The organism is Faecalibacterium sp. BIOML-A4, assembly GCF_009679665.1.
Taxonomy (GTDB): domain Bacteria; phylum Bacillota; class Clostridia; order Oscillospirales; family Ruminococcaceae; genus Faecalibacterium; species Faecalibacterium taiwanense.
The window spans coordinates 77,927-97,723 of sequence record NZ_WKZG01000003.1 but is presented as its reverse complement, the minus strand read 5'-3'; the positions used below and the strand labels follow the sequence as shown (position 1 = coordinate 97,723).

At 58.8% G+C, this 19,797-nt stretch carries 15 protein-coding genes and 2 tRNA genes; 15 read left to right on the top strand and 2 right to left on the bottom strand.

The genetic code is table 11. From position 1 onward, the window contains the following. The first annotated feature begins 182 nt into the window (after positions 1–182). From GKG34_RS03235 to GKG34_RS03195, 9 genes are all read left to right on the top strand, one after another. Positions 183–884: a pseudouridine synthase gene (locus GKG34_RS03235; RefSeq protein WP_154255587.1), complete on the top strand. Its 702-nt coding sequence runs from the start codon at positions 183–185 to the stop codon at positions 882–884. 264 nt (positions 885–1,148) lie between these two features. After that, positions 1,149–2,234, top strand: a complete 1,086-nt coding sequence (locus GKG34_RS03230) for a helix-turn-helix domain-containing protein (protein WP_005944450.1) — start codon at positions 1,149–1,151, stop codon at positions 2,232–2,234. Positions 2,235–2,342: 108 nt separating this feature from the next. Continuing rightward, positions 2,343–3,110 (top strand): cell division ATP-binding protein FtsE, encoded by a 768-nt coding sequence (gene ftsE / locus GKG34_RS03225; protein ID WP_097781588.1) that lies wholly within the window; start codon positions 2,343–2,345, stop codon positions 3,108–3,110. Then, positions 3,107–4,015, top strand: coding sequence for a permease-like cell division protein FtsX (locus tag GKG34_RS03220; RefSeq protein WP_120020906.1), 909 nt, complete (start codon positions 3,107–3,109; stop codon positions 4,013–4,015). The genes ftsE and GKG34_RS03220 overlap by 4 nt, the downstream gene beginning before the upstream one ends. A gap of 16 nt (positions 4,016–4,031) precedes the next feature. Beyond that, positions 4,032–5,348 (top strand): M23 family metallopeptidase, encoded by a 1,317-nt coding sequence (locus tag GKG34_RS03215; RefSeq protein ID WP_154255586.1) that lies wholly within the window; start codon positions 4,032–4,034, stop codon positions 5,346–5,348. 150 nt (positions 5,349–5,498) lie between these two features. Next, positions 5,499–6,860 carry a S41 family peptidase gene (locus GKG34_RS03210; protein WP_154255585.1) on the top strand — a complete coding sequence of 454 codons (1,362 nt, stop codon included), beginning with the start codon at positions 5,499–5,501 and terminating at the stop codon, positions 6,858–6,860. Positions 6,861–7,079: 219 nt separating this feature from the next. Continuing rightward, the gene (rsmA, locus tag GKG34_RS03205) at positions 7,080–7,934 is read left to right on the top strand and encodes a 16S rRNA (adenine(1518)-N(6)/adenine(1519)-N(6))-dimethyltransferase RsmA (protein ID WP_044954033.1); all 855 of its coding nucleotides are present in this window, start codon (positions 7,080–7,082) and stop codon (positions 7,932–7,934) included. A 324-nt stretch (positions 7,935–8,258) separates the two neighbouring features. Next, positions 8,259–8,333 (top strand) — tRNA-Thr (locus GKG34_RS03200). 154 nt (positions 8,334–8,487) lie between these two features. Then, positions 8,488–8,572 (top strand) — tRNA-Tyr (locus GKG34_RS03195). Between the two features lie 468 nt (positions 8,573–9,040). Here GKG34_RS03195 and GKG34_RS03190 read toward each other — a convergent pair. Beyond that, a complete protein-coding gene (locus GKG34_RS03190; RefSeq protein ID WP_154255584.1) occupies positions 9,041–9,910 on the bottom strand; it encodes a patatin family protein in 870 nt (289 codons plus the stop codon). Positions 9,911–10,138: 228 nt separating this feature from the next. Here GKG34_RS03190 and GKG34_RS03185 point away from each other — a divergent pair, with 228 nt between their 5' ends. Further along, complete coding sequence (locus GKG34_RS03185) at positions 10,139–10,732, top strand: xanthine phosphoribosyltransferase (protein ID WP_097775238.1); 594 nt, start codon at positions 10,139–10,141, stop codon at positions 10,730–10,732. A gap of 57 nt (positions 10,733–10,789) precedes the next feature. Here GKG34_RS03185 and GKG34_RS03180 read toward each other — a convergent pair whose 3' ends face one another. Continuing rightward, on the bottom strand, positions 10,790–12,679 hold the full coding sequence (locus GKG34_RS03180) for a penicillin-binding transpeptidase domain-containing protein (protein ID WP_154255583.1): 1,890 nt from the start codon (positions 12,677–12,679) through the stop codon (positions 10,790–10,792). Between the two features lie 102 nt (positions 12,680–12,781). Here GKG34_RS03180 and GKG34_RS03175 point away from each other — a divergent pair, with 102 nt between their 5' ends. From GKG34_RS03175 to GKG34_RS03155, 5 genes are all read left to right on the top strand, one after another. Next, entirely contained in the window at positions 12,782–13,921 is a 1,140-nt protein-coding gene (locus GKG34_RS03175) for a putative peptidoglycan glycosyltransferase FtsW (RefSeq protein WP_005944435.1), read from the top strand. 153 nt (positions 13,922–14,074) lie between these two features. Continuing rightward, positions 14,075–15,379, top strand: a complete 1,305-nt coding sequence (locus GKG34_RS03170; protein WP_154255582.1) for a UDP-N-acetylglucosamine 1-carboxyvinyltransferase — start codon at positions 14,075–14,077, stop codon at positions 15,377–15,379. A 108-nt stretch (positions 15,380–15,487) separates the two neighbouring features. Further along, positions 15,488–16,660 carry a cell division protein FtsZ gene (gene ftsZ / locus GKG34_RS03165; RefSeq protein ID WP_044954030.1) on the top strand — a complete coding sequence of 391 codons (1,173 nt, stop codon included), beginning with the start codon at positions 15,488–15,490 and terminating at the stop codon, positions 16,658–16,660. 35 nt (positions 16,661–16,695) lie between these two features. Beyond that, complete coding sequence (locus GKG34_RS03160) at positions 16,696–17,235, top strand: hypothetical protein (RefSeq protein ID WP_154274765.1); 540 nt, start codon at positions 16,696–16,698, stop codon at positions 17,233–17,235. Between the two features lie 150 nt (positions 17,236–17,385). Further along, complete coding sequence (locus GKG34_RS03155) at positions 17,386–19,734, top strand: diguanylate cyclase (protein WP_154255580.1); 2,349 nt, start codon at positions 17,386–17,388, stop codon at positions 19,732–19,734. The last annotated feature ends 63 nt before the right edge of the window (positions 19,735–19,797 follow it).

The window sequence follows — 19,797 nt, the reverse complement described above, 5'->3', positions numbered from 1 at the left end:
CGGCAGGGTCCCACCCCCAGGACATTCGCTGGAGAAACTTCCTGCCGTCCTGCCGGGTAGCTGCAGTAAATATTAAAAGGTCGTCGCCGAAAGGCGGCGGCCTTTTTTGATGCCTGTCCCCCCTTGAGAAAAATCCGCTGTCATGCTACACTGGGAGCATCATCAACAAAGGAGAACCGCGTATGCGATTGGATAAATACTTAGCCGAGACGGCCCAGTGCACCCGCAGCGAAGCAAAGGCGCTGCTTTCCAAAGGGCGGGTGCAGGTGAACGGTGCTGTCTGCAAAAAAGGGGACACCCAGCTCAAAGAAAGTGACACTGTGGCTGTGGATGGCAGAGCACTCAGCTATCAGCAGTTCGTGTACATCATGCTCAACAAGCCCGAGGGCGTGGTGAGCGCTTCCACCGACAAGCGCGACACCACCGTGGTCGATCTGGTGGGGGATGCCTATCTCCGGCGGCAGCTGTTCCCGGCGGGAAGGCTGGACAAGACCAGCACCGGCTTTGTGCTGCTGACCGATGACGGCACCTTTGCCCACGACATCCTTGCTCCAAAGCGCCACGTCTCCAAGACCTACACCGTGGTGTTGGACACGCCGCTGACCGAGCAGATGCGCACCGGCTTTGCGGCGGGCGTGACCCTTGCCGACGGCACAGCGCTTTCGCCTGCGGAGGTGACGGCCCTTTCTGCCGACGGCTGCACTGTGCGGGTGGTGCTCAAGCAGGGCGTATACCACCAGATCAAGCGGATGTTCGGCGTGTACGGCGCAGGCGTGAACGGCCTGCACCGGGATGCCATCGGCGGCCTTGCACTCGACCCGGCCCTTGCACCGGGCCAGTGGCGGGAGCTTTCTGCCGAAGAAGTGTCAAAAATTTCCAGCTGACAGGGTCGGCTTTTCACCCGAATTTCAAAAAAGCAACACATTTTTCCGGTAGAATAGGGGGCAGAACCACGCAAAAAGGCACTTTTTTGGTTCAGAATGGCCCCTGAAGATAATATTCACAAGAAAAAACTATCTTTTTTGTTGAAATATGTTGCAAAAGTAAATTCTTTTGTGTAAAATATAAAATGTAATGCAGCTAAATTGTTAAAAATCACGACCGGCTGCCGCTGCGGTTTGCACAAACGAGGAAAAGGGGTATCCATTATGGCCAATAGAGTATTTCAAAGCGTGATCTACCAGATGAAAGACGCGATCAACCGGGTGGTCGGCGTGGTGGATGAGACCGGCGCTGTTATTTCCTGCTCGGAACTGAACCTGATTGGCGAGGTGCGCGAGGGTTTCATGGCGGAGCGTCTGACCGCAGGCGACCGCTTTGTGCGCGATGGCTACACCTATCAGCAGTTCTCCAGCGCCAAGCATAATGATTATGCAGTATTCGTGGAAGGCGTGGACGAGACGGCTGGTCAGTTTGCTGCCATGCTGTCCATCAGCCTGCAGAGCATCAAGCAGTACCACGACGAAAAGTTTGATAAGTCCAACTTTATCAAGAATGTGGTGCTGGATAACATCCTGCCCGGCGATATCTATGCCAAGGCCCGTGAGCTGCACTTTGCCACCGATGTTTCCCGCGTGGTGTTCATCGTGCGTGTTACCAGCGGCGGCGATATCTCCGCCTACGATGTGGTCAGCAGCCTGTTCCCCGACAAGCAGAAGGACTTTGTGTTCAATATCAGCGAGACGGATACCGTGCTGGTCAAGGAGATCCGCAAGGGCATCGACCGCACCGATATGGAAAAGCTGGCTGCCAGCATCGTGGATACCCTGTCCGGCGAGCATTACATCAAGGCTGTGGTGGGCATCGGCACCCCCATCTCCAACGTGAAGGATCTGGCTACCTCCTTTAAGGAAGCGCAGATCGCCATGGAAGTGAGCAAGGTGTTCGACACCGAAAAGCAGATCATCCGCTACGATAATCTGGGCATTGCACGCCTGATCTATCAGCTGCCCACCACCGTGTGCGAGATGTTCCTGCGCGAGGTGTTCAAGCAGGGCAGCATCGAAAGCCTGGATCAGGAGACCCTGTTCACCATCCAGCGCTTCTTCGAGAATAACCTGAATGTGTCTGAAACCAGCCGCGGCCTGTTTGTGCACCGCAACACGCTGGTGTATCGCCTGGAAAAGATCAAAAAGCTGACTGGTCTGGATCTGCGTGAGTTCGACGATGCTATCGTCTTTAAGGTAGCACTGATGGTCAAGAAGTACCTGTCCAACAATCCGGCCAAATACTAATAAGCTGCAGGCTCTGCCTGCAGTGCAGAACCGGCCGCTCGAAACCGATGCTGGCCGGTTCTTTTTGCTGTGAAAACAGATTTTAATGTCAGGAGCTAATATTACCCTATGATCGATTTAGAACACGTTTCCAAGGAATATAAACGGGGCGGACCGCTGGCACTGGACGATATCAATCTCCATGTGGACGACGGCGAGTTCGTGTTCCTGCTGGGCCATTCCGGCGCAGGCAAATCCACCCTGCTCAAGCTGCTGCTGCGCGAAGAGCTGCCCAGTGAGGGCAAGGTGACCGTTCTGGGCAAGGATGTTGCCAGCCTGCACCGCCATCAGGTGCCGTATCTGCGCCGTCAGATGGGCATTATCTTTCAGGATTTCCGGCTGATCCCCACCATGACTGTGTACGAGAACATCGCCTTTGCCATGCATGTGACCAACGTCAAGCGCCGGGAGATCAGCGACCGTGTGGAGTACATGCTGGAGCTGGTGCATCTGGAGGATAAGGCCAAGGCCTATCCGGACACCCTTTCCGGCGGTGAACAGCAGCGCGTGGCTGTGGCCCGCGCCCTTGCCCACGGCCCCAAGCTGGTCATTGCGGACGAGCCCACCGGCAACATCGACCCGGAATTGAGCCTGGAAATGATGGAGCTGCTGGAGCGGGTGAGCGAAACGGGCATCACCGTGGTGGTCGTTACCCATGAGCACGAGCTGGTGCGCCAGTTCCACCAGCGCGTCGTCACCCTGAAAAAGGGCCGCATCATTTCGGATGTGCCTGCCGACAAGGAAGCCATCCGCGCACGCGCAGAGCGCAAAGAACGCCTGTTCGAGACCGAGCTGGAACCTGCTGACACCGCAGAAAAGGAGGCGGCCACCGTATGATGAGACCTTCTACCTTCTTTTTTCTGATCCGGCGCGGCATCCGCAATCTGGGCAAGCACTGGGCCATGACCTTTGTGTGCATCCTGTCCCTCAGTGTCTGTATGACCCTGAACACCTTTGCAAGTCTTGCCGAGGTGAACGTGGACAGCATGGTGAACTATCTGGGCAGCCAGAACGAGACCGTGGTCTATCTGGACCCGGAGTGTGATGATGCCACTGCGCAGGCCGTGGGCGAAAAGCTGGCGGCAATGCCCGGCGTGACCAATGTGCAGTTCGTCTCCAAGCAGGACGTGCTGAACACCTACCGCAATTACATGGAAGATTACTCCTCCCTGTGGGATGAGTTTGAAAATGACAACCCCTTCAAGGCCAACTACCGCGTTTCCATCGCGGATCTGAGCCAGATGGAGAGCATGAGCAAGCAGATGCAGGCCATTCAGGGCGTGTACAGCGTTACCGCCCCGGTGGAAATGACCAACGTCTTTGTGCAGGTGCAGCGCTCTGTTACCAAAGTGGGCCGCGGCATCGTGCTGGTGCTGATGGTCGTCAGCATCATCACGGTGGGCAGCACCATCCGCCTGAGCGTGTTTGCGCGCCGCCGCGAAATTGAGATCATGAAGTACGTGGGTGCCACCAACGGCTTGGTCACTCTGCCCTTCGTTGTGGAAGGTCTGGCCATGGGCCTGATCTCCGGCGTGCTCACTGCAGCAATCAGTCTGGGCGGCTACTCCTACATGGTGCAGGCCTCCGACGGTCTGGGCGGCGTGTGGGAAATGATCATGGGTCAGGCACTGGTGCCGGTGAGCGCCGTCTGGTCCACTATCATCCCGTACAGCCTCATCGGCGGTGCCGTTGTGGGTGGTCTGGGCAGTATGTTCTCCATCCGCAAGCACCTGAACGTGTGATCGAAAGGAGCCGCACATGAAAAAAGCACTTCATGCAAAGCCCTTCCGGCTGCAGATGCCCGGCCATACGCCGCGCCATGCACGGCCGGAGCCTGCCCGCAGCAAGCTGCTGCGCGGCGTGAGTCTGTGCCTGGCGGCGGTATGCCTTGCGGCAAGCGTCAGCTTCCAGCCGGCCACGGCAGCCACCAGCATGGCCAGCCTGCAAAACAAGCTGAACAGCCTTTCCAAATCCATCGACCAGCACAAGAAGGAGCTTTCGGACGCAAAGAAAAAGGAAGCTGCGGCAAAAGCGCTGGAAAGTGAGCTGAAGGAGCGCGTGGGCGTCATTCAGTCTCAGATCGGTGTGCTGAGCACCCAGATCGCGGCGGTACAGAACAGCATCGGCCAGACCGAGCAGAAGATTACCGCCAAGGAGGCGGAGATCACCCAGAAGCAGACCGAGATCGACGGCCAGTGGGGCGATTTTAAAAAGCACATGGCTGCCATGCAGGAGCTGCGCGACGGCGGCAGCGTGGCCATGCTGAGCGCAGTGAATGACCTGTATGAGCTGCTCACCTTCAACGAGGTCATGCAGGATATCTCCATCAAAGATACCGAGATCATGGACAATATGAAGGCCGCCAAGAGCGCTCTGGAAGCAGATAAGGTGGAGCTGGAAGCCCAGCGCAAGGAGCTGACGAGCCAGAAGGCGGAGCTGGATACCCAGAACTACCAGATGAAGGCAAAGCAGAGCGAGCTGAACAGCAGCATTTCTGCGGCGCAGCTTTCTGCACAGGATGCCCAGAAGGCCCAGCAGACGGCACAGGCCGCTATTGAATCGGACGAGCTGAACTATGAGGCCGTCAAGAAAGAGATCCAGAAGCTGATCGCGGCCGCTGCATCCAGCAAGCCGCAGCTGAGCTTTACCGGCTTTGCCTGCCCGCTGAAGAGCTATACCCGCATTTCCAGTGAGTACGGCTGGCGCAAGAACCCGGTGTCCGGCGTGAACAGACTGCATGCCGGCATTGATCTGGCTGCGCCGGGCGGTACCCCCATCTACGCAGCCGCAAGCGGCTATGTGCAGGTGGCGGGCTGGTCCAGCGGCGGCTATGGCAACTATGTCATCATCTACCACGGCAGCATGTCGGACGGCAACGCCTACAGCACCCTGTACGGCCACATGAGGTCGGTCGCCACCAGCGCAGGCAAGTATGTCAAGCAGGGCGAGTTGATCGGCTACGTTGGCTCTACCGGCAACTCTACCGGCAACCACCTGCATCTGGAAGTCTGGAAGGGCGGCAAAAAGGCCAATGCGGTCAATCCGCGCGGTTATATCCCGTTCCCGCACAACTGAGTGTGTTTATAAGGAGTCTGGTATTCTATGAACGAACAAAAACACAAGCGCTGGCTGCGTATCGGCTGCCTTGTTCTGGCAGGCGTGTTTGCACTCTCGCTGCTGAGCAGTGTGATCATGATGCTGCTGTATTAACAGGGAGGGGCAAGCATGAACCGTAAAATCTCTGTGGGCATGGCTGTCACCATTGTGATCCTTGCCATGACCGTGACCTTTTCCATTACCATGCTCATTGCCATGCGTCTGTTTGACAGCACGGTGAGCAGCGTGAAGGAAAAGGAGAGCATGTACAACAAAGTGGCCGAGGTGGACCGCTATGTGCGCAGCAACGACTACTACACCATTGATGAAACGGTGCTGTACGACCGCCTGACCGCAGGCTATCTGCTGGGTACCGGCGACAAGTACGCCCGTTACTACACCGCCAACGCCTACACCGAGCTGATGAACCAGCAGAGCGGCAAGGTGATGGGCATTGGCGTGGAACTTGGCATGGACCAGACCGGCTATGCCAGAGTGACCAGGGTGTATGAGGACTCGCCTGCGCAGGAAGCCGGTATCGTGGTGGGCGATTACATCACTGCTATTGACGGCACCGATGTGAAGAGCCTTTCCGGGGTGGATGCCGTGCAGTCCCGCCTGCAGGGCGAAGCCGGCACCATCGTCAATGTTACATGGCTCGACAGCAAGGCTGCTTCCCGGACGACGGACCTGACCCACTCCGGCTACACCAGCACCACCGTGGACTACCAGATGCTGGACAGCGTGGGTTACATCAAGATCCGCCAGTTCGACGGCAGCACGCCCAGCGAGCTGGACTATGCCATCCGGTCTCTCACTACCAGCGGTGCCCAGAGCCTTGTGTTCGACCTGCGAGATAACGGCGGCGGCGTGTTGGATGATGCCATCAGCTGCATCGACCTGATCGCCCCGGAAGGCACTGTGGCCTATGCCGAGGATAAGAACGGAAACCGCACCATCATTGGCAGCAGCGACGATGAGAGCAAGGTGGAGCTGCCCATCGTCTGTCTGGTCAACGGCAACACCGCCAGCGCCGCAGAGCTGTTTGCTGCCAGCCTGCGCACTATGAACGGCGCACGTCTGGTGGGCACCACCACCATGGGCAAGGGAACCATCCAGAGCAGCCCGCAGCGCCTTTCGGATGGCAGCGCCGTGAGCATCACGGTGGCAAAGCTCATCTGCGGCGACGGCTCCTGCTTTGATGGCACAGGCCTGAGCGTGGATGTGGAGCGTGCCCTCAGTGCCGAAGAGACCACGAATTTCTACGATTATACCCCCGAGGATGACCCGCAGATCCAGCGTGCGGTCAGCGCAGCACAGCAGCTGAGCGGTACCACGACTCTGGGCGGTGTCAACGAAGCAGCTTCTTCGACTGCTGCTTCCGAAGAGGCCGACAGCGCTGCCACTGAGCCGGAGAACGCTTCTTCTGAGGAAACGGCTTCCTCCACCGAAGCAGAAGCCGGCGGCGAAGCAGCATCCAGCGCAGAATAAAGGGTAAAACCGGCAGAAATGCTGCATGGGCTTCTTTTTGTAAAAAGGAAACCGGTTTATTGCGGTGCTGTTTGCCGTATTGATCCCTTCTCGTGAAAATGCAACCCAGCCAGACCCGCAGGTTTGGCTGGGTTGCCATATTATAATAATATTTCCGCTGAATATGCCCAAAGCGACGCGGAGGGCATTCAAATCGTACTATGAAAAAGGATGGAATCTATGCCCGAACTGACCGACCTCTCGGTGATCCGCGCCCTGTGTGAAAAATACGATTTTGCACTCTCCAAGGGTTTTGGACAGAACTTTATCATCAATCCGGGTCTGCCGCCCAAGATCGTGGATGCCAGCGGCGTGGATAAGCGCTATGGTGTCATTGAGATCGGCCCCGGCATCGGTGTGCTGACCCGGGAACTGGCAAAGCGCGCCGCCAAGGTGGTGTCCATTGAAGTGGACGAACGCCTGCCGCCGCTGCTGGCCGAAACGATGGCCGGAGTGGACAATTTTAAACTGGTATTACAGGATGTACTGAAAGTTGACCTGAAGGCTCTTATTGCGGAAGAGTTCCCCGGTATGCCGGTGGCTGTGTGCGCTAACCTGCCCTACTACATCACCAGTCCCATCGTCATGAAACTGCTGGGCGACCGCCTGCCCATTGAAAGCCTGACCGTCATGGTACAGAAGGAAGCTGCCGACCGTCTGGCTGCTGCGCCCGGCACCCGTGCATCCAGCGCCATCAGCTGCGCGGTGAGCTACTATGCCACCTCCAAAATGATGTTCACCGCTGCGCCCGGCAGTTTTTACCCGGCCCCCAAGGTGACCAGCGCCGTGGTGCGCATGGAGATCCGTCCGCAGCCCGCTGTGCAGGTGGAGGACGAAGAAGGCTATTTTGCGCTGGTGCGTGCCGCCTTCGGACAGCGCCGCAAAACGGCTGCAAACGCCATTGCCAGCGGCCTGGGGATGCCCAAGGACGCGGTGACAGCCGCCATTGAAGCCGCCGGTTTTGATGCCCGCATCCGCCCGGAAGCCCTCACACTGGAGGATTTTGCAAAGATCCAGCAGGCCCTTGCCCGCTGAAGCAGCCCGCTGCTCAAAAAAGAATACAACAGACTTTGAACCCCACAGGAGCCGTCCGCGGTTCCTGTGGGGTTTTTATGATAATAGAATCGAATGGTTCGATTTTATTATCGATGTATTGCGTTGAAAATTCCTGGTATCAAAACGTGATACAACAGAAAAGAATGCTAAAAGCAGACGAAAGTATGAACTGATGGCAATGGCACCTCATTTGTTAAACGGTATAGTATACTGCTTGGGGAATGGGTTGTTTTTTTGCGCGCCAAGAAGATATTGACAAGCCGCGCGTTTTTTGGTATTCTATCAAAAGACCGCTTGGTCCATGCTGGTGTGGCGCAATGGCAGCGCAACTGATTTGTAATCAGTGGGTTGCAGGTTCAACTCCTGTCACCAGCTCCAAAAAGCCGCTCAGGAACGTTGATTTCTGGGCGGCTTTTGCTTTTGTGTTTTTGCTTTCGGCACAAAAATCCAAAAATTCCGCAAAAGATGTTGACAAACTACCATCCGGGTGGTAATATATACAGGCAATCCATGGACTGCAAAAACTGAATATGGGCGTGTTCCCGAGTGGCCAATGGGGACAGACTGTAAATCTGCTGCTTTCAGCTTCGGTGGTTCGAATCCACCCGCGCCCACCAAAAAACCTCAACGTATGCAAGTACGCTGAGGTTTTTGTTTTGCTGCAAAGCCAGACTCACTGGGCGGGTGGATTCGAACAGCATCGGCCCGCCGAATAGTCCGGAGGGCAAAAAAGCCCCTGCGGGGCTTTTTTAGATGCGCGGCTCGCGACATCCACCCGCGCCCACCAAAAGGACCAGCGTAGAAATTACGCTGGTTTTTTGTTTTGCCCGGCATCTTAAGTCTCACTCTCGAGGGTGGATTCGAACAGCTGCGGCGATGTCGTTGAAGACGGCGCAAAAACAACCCCGATGGACCGTCAGGTTCACCGGGGCTGCTGCTATACCATGATTTTGTTGACGTTAACATTTTCGTGATGCCGCGAAAACATCACATGTAGACCTTCTGGCTGCGCACCTGCGCTTCGATCAAAAGAGCTGCTTCCCCGTGGGGGCTATGCACATGCAGGATATCTGTTTGTGCCGCCGTTACTCTTCCGCTGCAGCTTTGGATTCGTTCACAAAGGCGGCGATCTTATCCACCTGAATTTCGGCAACGGCACGGCCGGTCTCGTAGACGCGGCGCAGCTGGACCGGATCGCGCTCCATGGAGCCGATCTCCAGCGGGATGGGCGGGCGGATGACGAACGCCTTGCCGGTCTGCTCCAGCATGGCAATGTGATCCAGCGTTTCGTTGTAGCGTTCGTGACGGTCGGCAACGGCTTCCACGAAAGCGGGGTAGCGCAGGTAGCGTGCCCGGATGGCGGGCAGCATCTTGTTCTTCTTTTTCACAAAGCCCTTGGGTTGGGTCAGCACAATGAGGTTGCGTTTGTAGCCGATGGACTCGAAGAACCGCACGGGGATGGAATCGGCAATGCCGCCGTCCAGCAGCTGATAATGGCCGATCTTTACGATCTTGGCCGCCAGCGGCATGGAAGCGGATGCCTGCATCCACTGGATATCCTCGGCATCGCCGGTGCGGCACTTGTGATAGATGGGGTCGCCGGTACGCACATCGGTGCACACCACAAAAAAGTCCATGGGGTTCTCTGCAAATGCCTTTGCGTCGAACACGTCCAGCTTTTCCGGCACGGTGTGGTAGCAGAACTGCTCACTGTACAGGTTGCCGGTGCGCAGCAGGTTGCCGAAGCTTGCGTAGCGCTTATCGTTGCAATACTGGGTGTTGTAGCGGATCACACGGCCGATCTGATGGGACTTGTAGTTGCAGCCGAACACCGCACCGGCCGAAACGCCAATGGCACCATCCAGCACGATGTCATGCTCCATCAATACATCCAGAACACCGGCGGTAAACATGCCGCGCATGGCACCGCCTTCCAGCACAAGACCCGTTTTCATATATGCTCTCCCCTCCTGTGTGCCGGTGCACAGATGCCGGACACACCTTATATTAACTACAGTATACTCGAATCTGTAAAAAGTACAAGAGCGGAAAACCTATAAATTTATCAAGAAAACCTCTTGCCAAAGGAAAGAGCATCCGGTATACTAGGTGAAATAAAAAGAGAAATATGCGCTGCAAACGCATGGGCATGGAAAAAATCAGGTTGGAGGAATTGCTGCACTATGAAGATGCTGGAAGATCGTATTCGCAAAGATGGTATCGTACGCGAGGGCAATGTGCTCAAGGTGGATAGCTTTATCAACCACCAGATGGACATTCCGCTGTTCCGGGAGATGGCAAAGGAGTGGAAGCGCCTGTTTGCAGGCAAGCCCATCAACAAGGTGCTCACCATCGAGGCCAGCGGCATTGGCATTGCAGCCATCGTGGCCAGCGAGTTCAACGTGCCGGTGGTATTTGCCAAAAAGTCCATGAGCATCAATCTGGACTACAACAACTACGAAACCAAGATCCAGTCCTTCACCCACAAAAAGATCTACAATGTGATCGTCTCCAAAAAGTTCCTCACCCCGGAAGACCATGTGCTGATCATTGACGATTTCCTTGCCAACGGCTGCGCTCTGATGGGCCTGCTGGATCTGGCCAAGGAAGCCGGCGCCACAGTGGAGGGCATCGGCATTGCTGTGGAAAAGGGCTTCCAGCAGGGCGGCGAGCTGATCCGCAGCAAGGGCATCCAGCTGGAGAGCCTTGCCATTGTGGAGTCCATGAACAGCGAGACCGGCGAGATCGTCTTCCGCGAGCAGCCGCAGCAGAATTAAACAAAAAACATTGCAGCCCCGGGAAAGTCGGAAGACCTTTCCGGGGCCGTTTTTTGCTTATGCCCCGTCAAAGCTGTCACCGTCGGCGGGCAGGTCGGCAGCGGTCTGGGCGGGATCGGTTTCGGTTTCCGGTTCCACGGCGCGGGGCACGCCCTTGTACACCAGCGTCTGTTCCAGAACCTCGGCGCACACCGGGGCCGAAAGGCTGCCGCCGGCAGTCGTCCAGCTGTGGGGTTCGTCCAAGCACACCAGACACAAAAACTGCGGGTCGTCGATGGGAGCCACGGCCACAAAGCTGGCAATACGGGCTTTTTCGTCGGCGCTGTCCAGCTTCTGGCTGGTGCCGCTCTTGCCGCCCACCCGGTAGCCTTGGATGCGGGCATTGCGCCCGCCGCCGTAGAGCACCACGGCTTCCATCATCTCACGCATGGTTTCAGAAGTTTCCGGTTTGATCACCTGCCGCCTGCACACCGGCTCTGTGTGCTGCAGAATGCTGCCGTCCGGGTTCAGGATATCGCTGACAAGATAAGGCTGCATCAGCCTGCCGCCGTTCACCACAGCGCACACGGCTGCGGCCATTTCCATATAGGAGATTTTGCTGCTCTGGCCGAAGGCGCAGGAGGCCAGCTCCACCGGCCCCATGCGGTCGGCGGTGTAGTACAGACTCTTTTTTGGTTCGGCGGGCAGATCGACCCCGGTTGGCTCCCGCAGGCCGAAAGCGGCAAAGTAATCGCAGAAGGCTTCCTTGCCCAGCCGCGCGCCGATCTGGATAAAGCTCTGGTTGCAGGAATTTTCCAGCGCCTGGGTCACGGTCTGGCTGCCGTGGCGCTTGTGGTTGGCGCAGTGGAACCGTGTGCCCGCCACCGAGATGGACTCGCCGCAGTAAAAGGTGGAGTTTTTGCTCACAGCCCCGGCATCCAGCGCGGCGGCGCAGGTGATGAGCTTGAACACGCTGCCCGGCTCGTACAGGTCGCTGACGGCCTTGTTGCGCCACTGGGTCTGCTGGGCCAGCTGCAGGGCAGCAGCGCGCTCGCTGCCGGTAAGGGCATCCACGGCCTTGCGGGCGGCTGCATCGTAGATCACGCGCGGCTGGTTCGGGTCGTAGGCGGGCGTGGTGGACATGGCCAGCACGGCCCCGGTGTTCACGTCCATCACGATGCCCACGGCGCGCGCCGCCACATGATGCTCCTTGACCGCATAATCCAGCGCGTTTTCAAGGTAATGCTGGATGTTGGCATCGACAGTCAGCCGCAGGCCGCTGCCTTCCAAGGGCACTTTTTCGGTCTCGTAGCTTTGCTCCAGTGTGTAGCCCCAAGCGTTGACGGCGGTGAGCACCACACCATTCTGCCCGGTGAGCACATCGTTATATTTCAGCTCCAGCCCGCTCACACCGGCGTTGTCTACATTGGTAAAGCCCAGCACGCTGGCCAGAAATTCCCCCTCCGGGTACCAGCGCTTGGAGTCCTGATTGATGCGGATGCCGGTGATGCCGTTCTCTTCACAAAAATCCCGCACGCGGTCGGCGGTGTCGCGCTCCACGCGGTAGCGCAAAAGGCAGTCGTTGGAGGTGCGGTCGCTGAATTTTTCCAGCAGCTTCGCTTCGTCCAGCTCCAATATTTCCGCAAGGCCCTGTGCGGCAAGGCTGAGCTTTTCCTCCGGCATCTCGCGCGGGGAGGCCCGCAATGTCCAGCAGCTGCTGTTGGCGGCAAGCAGTACACCGTCGGCGCTGTAGATACGGCCCCGGTCGGCAGGCACCACAGTATCGCGCAATTGCTGGCCGAGGGCGCGGTTCGTATACCAGCCGCCCGCAAACAGCTGCAGATACGCCAGCCGCGCGGCCAGCCCCGCAAAGCAGACGCAGCACATCAACGCGGCCACCAGCCGTGCCCGGGCACGGAATGTCCGTTCCGGCAGGGTGCGCAAGGGGCGCGGCTCCGGTTTTGGCATGGCAGGCACCTCTCTTTCAAATGGAATGTATGCGCCGGTGCGCTGGGTCTATGACTAACCGGCACCGCCGCCGCGTACAATAAAGGAACGGAGGTGATACGGATGCACAAAGCTGCTGCCCATGCAAAGCGCGGCCTGCCGCTGCGGCATCTGCCGGCCATGGACCTGCCGTTTTTGGTGCTGGTGCTCACGCTGGTGGGCTTTGGCCTTGTAATGCTGGGCAGTGCCAGCAGTGCAGTGGCGCTGTACCGGCGGGGCGATGCTTTTGCCTACCTGCGGCCGCAGCTGCTGTATGCTGCGCTGGGCATCGGGGCCATGTGGATGGCAAGCCGGGTGGACTACCATATTTACCACAAGCTGGCATGGCCGCTGCTGGCGCTTTCAATGGTACTGCTGACGGCGGTGCTGTTCATGCCGGAGTACAACGGCTGCAAGCGCTGGCTGGTGCTGCCGGGCCTGGGCACACTGCAGCCCAGCGAGATCGCCAAATTTGCGGTGGTGCTGGTGTTTGCGCATATCATTGCGCTCAACCACGACCGCATGGGCAGCTTTGCGGTGGGGGTGCTGCCCTTTGCACTGGTGCTGGGAGCGGTGGCCGTGCTCATGCTGCTGGAACCGCACCTCTCCGGCACCGTGCTCATTTTGGGCATCGGCGCGGTGCTCATGTTCGTGGGCGGCACCGGCCTCAAGTGGTTCGTGCTGGCCGGGGCGGGCGGTGCAGCGGCCATTGGAGCTGCCATCATCATTATGCCGGACCTTGTGCCCTACGCGGCCAGCCGTCTCAGCTCATGGCTGGACCCCTTTGCCGATCCGCTGGGCGACGGCCACCAGACCATCCAGAGCCTGTATGCCATCGGCTCCGGGGGCGCGGCGGGCCTTGGCCTTGGCAGCAGCCGCCAGAAGCACCTGTTCGTGCCCGAACCGCAGAACGACTTCATCTTTTCCATCCTGTGCGAGGAGCTTGGCTTTGTGGGAGCCTGCGCGGTGATCCTGCTGTTTGCGCTGCTGCTGTGGCGGGGCATCACGCTGGCGGCGCATGCACCGGATCGGTTCGGTGCGCTGCTGGTAGTGGGCTTTGTGGTGCAGGTGGCCCTGCAGGCAGTGTTGAATATGGCGGTAGTCACCAACACCATCCCCAATACCGGCATCAGCCTGCCGTTTTTTTCCTCCGGCGGCACCAGTCTGATGATGCTGCTGGGCGAAATGGGCATCGTGCTGTCAGTGTCCCGCGGGGAGACATAAAACCGGGCGCTCCCTGCCATAAAACGACAGCATCCGCTGCCGGTGCAGCCACAAATGACCGGACAAACAAATGACACAACCGCAGACAAAATAAACAAAAAGCCTTCGCGCCGCATAGCATGAGGTATCTTTTGCGGAACGGGGGCTTTTTGCATGGGCGGAGATCTTATCATCACAGGCGGCATGCCGCTGAACGGCACAGTACACATCCCGGCAGCCAAAAACAGCGTGCTGCCGCTGCTGGCAGCGGCCCTTTTGTGCAATGGCACGGTGCGTTTTCTGCAGGTGCCGCATCTTGCGGATGTGGACACCAGCGTGGAGCTTTTGCAGGGTGCGGGCTGCACGGCCCGCTGGCAGGGCAGCGACATCACGGTGCAGGGCGTGCCTTCCACCTGCCGCCTTGCGCCGGAAGCCGCCGCGCGGATGCGGGCATCCATTTTGTTCTGCGCACCGCTTCTGGCGCGGCTTGGCCGGGTGGAAACGGTGTTGCCCGGCGGGTGCCGCATTGGTGCAAGGCCGGTGGACCTGCACCTTTCCGGCCTTGCGCAGATGGGCGTGCACTGCCGGGAGGAGGGGGCAAGGCTGATCCTGACAGCGCCTGCCGGGCTGCACGGTGCGGACATCACACTTGGGTTCCCCAGCGTGGGTGCTACCGAGACCCTGCTTCTGGCAGCAGCTGCGGCGCAGGGCGAGACGGTCCTGCGCGGGGCCGCACGAGAACCGGAGATCAGCGATCTGGCAGCATTCCTGAACCGCTGCGGCGGCTGTGTACAGGGCGCGGGCACCAGCACCATCCGGGTGCAGGGCAGACGAATGCTGTATAGCTGCAGCTTTGCGCCCATGGCCGACCGCATCGTGGCATCCACCCTTGCCTGTGCCTGCGCGGCGGCAGGAGGCCGGGTGGAACTGACCGGCTGCAGGCCGGAGACCTATGCACCGCTGCTGGAAATTCTGGCACAAATGGGCTGCAGGGTAGAAACAGGGCCGGAAAGTGCGGTCATTACCCGGCTGGGCGCGCTGCACGGCGCGGGCAGAGTGTTTACCGGGGTATACCCGGCACTGGCAACAGACGCAGCGCCGCTGCTTGCTGCTGCCATGCTTGCCGCCGACAGCGCCAGCAGCATCGAGGATGTGGTGTTTGAGCGGAGATTCGGCTGTGCAGAGGGTTTTGCGGCTTTTGGAGCCGCTGTGCAGGTGCAGGGACGCACACTGGACATCCGGCCGGTGCGGCAGCTGCAGGGCGCGTGTACACGGGCTGCGGACCTGCGCGGAGGCGCGGCACTGGTGGTGGCCGCGCTGGCGGCAAGGGGACAGAGCCGCATTACCGACACCGGTTACATCGACCGTGGATATGCCGGTTTTGCACAGATGCTGGCGGAACTTGGTGCCCAAATTGAGCGGGAAATGCCGCGGGAAAGCGCCAGCGAGAAAAAAACACCTTCAAAAAAGCAAAATTGACTTGCATTCAGGGCAAAAAGATGATACGATACAGTTATATAAGTGTAAGCAGATAATTTCTGTGCGCTATGCGCAGTTTTACGATAAAATCCGATGGAGGACAAAGTTATGGCACTCATGCTCGATGAAGAAATGGACGAAAACGTTACGACGATCAAGGTGATCGGCGTGGGCGGCGGCGGCGGCAACGCTGTCAACCGCATGGTCAGCGACGGCCTGCAGGGCGTCGAATTTATCGCAATGAACACCGACCAGCAGGCTCTGGCCAAGAACCACGCTGCCACCAAGGTGCAGCTGGGTTCCAAGCTGACCAAGGGCCGCGGTGCCGGTGCAGACCCCGAGATCGGCCAGCGCGCCGCTGAAGAGAGCAAGGACGAGATCGCAAATGCGCTCAAGGGTTCCCAGATGGTGTTTATCACTGCCGGTATGGGCGGCGGCACCGGCACCGGTGCAGCACCCGTTGTGGCCGAGGTGGCACATGATCTGGGCATCCTGACCGTTGGCATCGTCACCAAGCCCTTCTCCTTTGAGGGCAAGCGCAAGATGGGTCTGGCAGAGCAGGGCATTGCAAACCTGCTCATGCATGTGGACAGTCTGATCGTCATTCCCAATGAGCGCCTGAAGATGATCAGTCAGGAAAAGATCACCCTGATGAATGCCTTCCAGGCAGCTGATAACGTGCTGCGTCAGGGCGTTGAGTCCATTTCCGCTCTGATCAATGTGCCTGCCTTCATCAACCTGGACTTCGCCGACGTGCGCTCCATCATGAAGGATGCCGGCTACGCACACATGGGCGTGGGCAGTGCCAAGGGCGCAGGCAAGGCCGAGAACGCCGCAAAGGCTGCCATTTCTTCTCCGCTGCTGGAGACCAGCATTGCCGGTGCACACGGCGTGATCATCAACATCACTTCCAGCCCGGACATCGGTCTGGAGGATGTGGAGACCGCAGCAGGTCTCATTACCCAGAGCGCACATCCCGATGCAAACATCATCTGGGGTACTGCGTTCGACGAGAACCTCTCGGACGAGATGCGTGTGACCGTGGTTGCTACCGGTTTTGACAACAAGAGCGCAAGCGACCTGCGCAGCAGCATCAGCAATGCAATGGGCGGCGCACAGTCCACTCCGTCTGCTGTGTTCAGCAGCGAGACTGCAAGCCCGGCAGCTTCTGCCGCAGGCGGCGCTGCACCGGCACCCACTGCTGAAAAGCCCGTGGAAGAGGACAACAGCGATAATGGCTATTACGACCAGCTGATGGCCATGCTGAACAAGCGCAGATAAAAAGCTGGCCGTCATAAGCAGATCAGGCGTATCGGATGGATCGGAGGGACACCATGGCGCAGGGCAGGCAGCAGAACAATGGTTCGCGGCAGCGCTGTGCCCAGTCTGCCGCGGCAAAGGCTCCGGCAGAGCCGCCCAAGGCGGTGTGTGCCCAGCTGGAGCAGATGAACCGAAAGCTGGCAGCGGCCAGTGCGGAAATTTTGCGCTATCAGACCCGTCTGTTTGCCTGTGAACGGCAGATGGCCGCGCTGCGGCAGGAAAATGCCCAGCTGGAAGCGGCCTGTGAGCAGGCGCGGCAGGAGGCTGAGTGCGCGAGCGCTCATGCAGAGCAGCTACGTCAGGAGCTGGCCCGCCATGCGGAAGCTGTGCGGCCTGTGCCGGTTGCGGCGCATACGCCCCCGCAGCCGGAACCATCGGCAGCGCAGAGTCCGCGGCCGGAGCCGGAGGCCGAACAGCCTCCACAGCCCGGGCCAGAGGCTCCGCAGCCTGCTCAGCCGGACTGGAAGCCCCAGACCAGATTGGAGCACCTCTCGGTGGAGCTGATGAACTGGTTCGACGATATGATGGGCGCATGACGGAAAGCTGGATGATCTGCAAAAAAAAGCAGATATAAGTGAAATGAAAAGCTGCTGCAAAGCGCAAAGCTGTTGCAGCAGCTTTTTTTGTGGTCCGGTAGGAAACGGAAGACCCTGCAGCCGGAAGTACAGGAGCGAGGAGCGGTTGAGATGGAACCAAAACAGAAAATACTGATCGTGGATGACTCGGAGATCAACCGCGCCATGCTCAAGGAGATTCTGGGCGAGGGCTACGAATATCTGGAAGCCGAGAACGGCCTGCGCGCGATCGAAATTCTGCGCAGACGCACCGATATCGCGCTGGTGCTGCTGGACCTGATCATGCCGGAAATGGACGGCTTTGATGTGCTGCGGGTGATGCAGTGCTATGCATGGCAGGAGGAAATCCCGGTCATTGTGATCAGCGCGGCAGAGGACAACCGAAGCGTCGAGCGCGCCTATGATATGGGCGTGGCCGATTACATCCGCCGCCCGTTCGAGCGGGTCATGGTGCTGCGCCGGGTGAAGAATGCGCTCATGCTTTACGCAAAGCAGAAGCGCCTTACCCGCCTTGTGACCGATCAGGTGTACGAAAAAGAGCACAACGGTGTGCTGATGATCAGCATTCTGAGCCATGTGGTGGAGTTCCGCAACAGCGAGAGCGGCCAGCATGTGCTGCACATCCGCACCCTGACCGACCTGCTCCTGCATCAGCTGGTGCAGAAGACGGACCGTTACCAGCTGGATGAGAGTGATATCTCGCTGATCAGCACAGCATCGGCGCTGCACGATATCGGCAAAATCATGATCCCGGAAGAAATCCTGAACAAGCCCGGCCGCCTGACCGAGGAAGAGTACGCCACCATCAAGACTCACACCACCGAGGGTGCCAGGATCCTGAAGGGGCTTGCCATCGGGCAGGACGAACCGCTGGTAAAGGTGGCACACGCTATCTGCCGCTGGCACCACGAGCGGTGGGACGGCGGCGGCTACCCGGACAGGCTCAAGGGCGACGAGATCCCCATTGCAGCACAGGTGGTGGCACTGGCCGATGTGTACGACGCACTGACCAGCGAGCGCTGTTATAAGCAGTCCTACAGCCACGAAAAGGCCGTTGACATGATCCTGCACGGCGAGTGCGGCAGCTTCAATCCGCTGCTGATGGAATGCCTGAAAGAATCCTCGGAGTTGCTGCGCACAGAGCTGCAGCGCTCGGAGTATGACCGCGGTTTCCGCCACGAGACCCGCCGCCTTTCGGAGGAGATCCTGCACCGCGAAGCTCTGCCCCGTGAGGATCGTGCCCAGCGCCTGCTGGATCTGGAACGGGAGCGCACCGCTTTTTATGCCGAGCAGCGCGGCGGTATTCAGTTCGATTACGATATACTCAGCGGCAGCGTGACCGTGGTGAACCGCTACGAGGATCCGGTCAACCGAACCCAGAAGCTGGACTTTGATAAGGGCATGGGCCTGACATTTCTCTCCGGCAAGGACCGCCGCAAGCTGCTGGATGCCATTGCAGCCGCAACGCCGGAAGAGCCGGATGCCGCATTCTCGGTGCTGATCGCGGTGGATCAGGAATACCGGCTGCACCGGCTGGTGATGCACACCATGTGGAGCCGCGCCGGTGTGCGCCACTGCGTAAGCGTGGTGGGCCAGATCACAGATGACCATGCCCGCCTGCAGGAGCTGATGCTGGGCGATGTGAACAGCGACCAGCCGGAAGCACTGCTGGAACGCCTGAAGGGCATTTTTGACATCGTGCGTCTGGTGGACCCGGAAAGCACCAAGGTGCTGAGCCTGGGCAAGGATGGCCGGCTGACCGAGATGCCCGGCATCTGCCACATGGTGTGGAACAAATCGGGCCGGTGCGAAAACTGCATTTCCAGTAAGGCCCTTGCCCGCAAGGAATCCCTGAACAAGATCGAGTTCAAGGACGATCAGGCTTATTTTGTCATGGCAAAGTATGTGGAAGTGGGTGGACGCGGCTGCGTGCTGGAAATGGTGTCCAAGCTTTCGGACGGACGCTGGCTGGATATGGGCGGCCGCCGGATGCTGCTGGACCGCGGCTCCAACTTTGACCGCAGCGCCTTTGTGGATTCGCTGACCGGGGCATACTCCCGCCAGTACTTCGAGTGCTTCCTTGCGGAGAGCGAACAGGTGGAAGGCGTAGTGATGATCGACGTGGATCACTTCAAGGAGGTCAACGACCGGTTCGGCCATCTGGTGGGTGATAAGGCCCTGCAGAGCGTGGCACAGTCCATCCTGAGCAACCTGCGCCAGACCGATGTGCTGGTGCGCTACGGCGGCGATGAATTTCTGCTGCTGGTGCCGCACATCCGGCCCGGGGAACATGTGATACAGCGCGTGCGGGAGGCTGCGGCCAGTGCCAGAGTGGAAGGCTACCCGGAGCTGGAGCTTTCGGCCAGTGTTGGCGGTGTGTGCGGTGTGCATCCGCTCACCGAGGCCATCCGTCAGGCGGACGCAAAAATGTACCAGAATAAGGCCGAGCGCAAAAATTAAACAAAACAAAGCCCGGACAGGCTGCAGTATCGCACTGCTGTGCCTGTCCGGGTATTTTTGTTT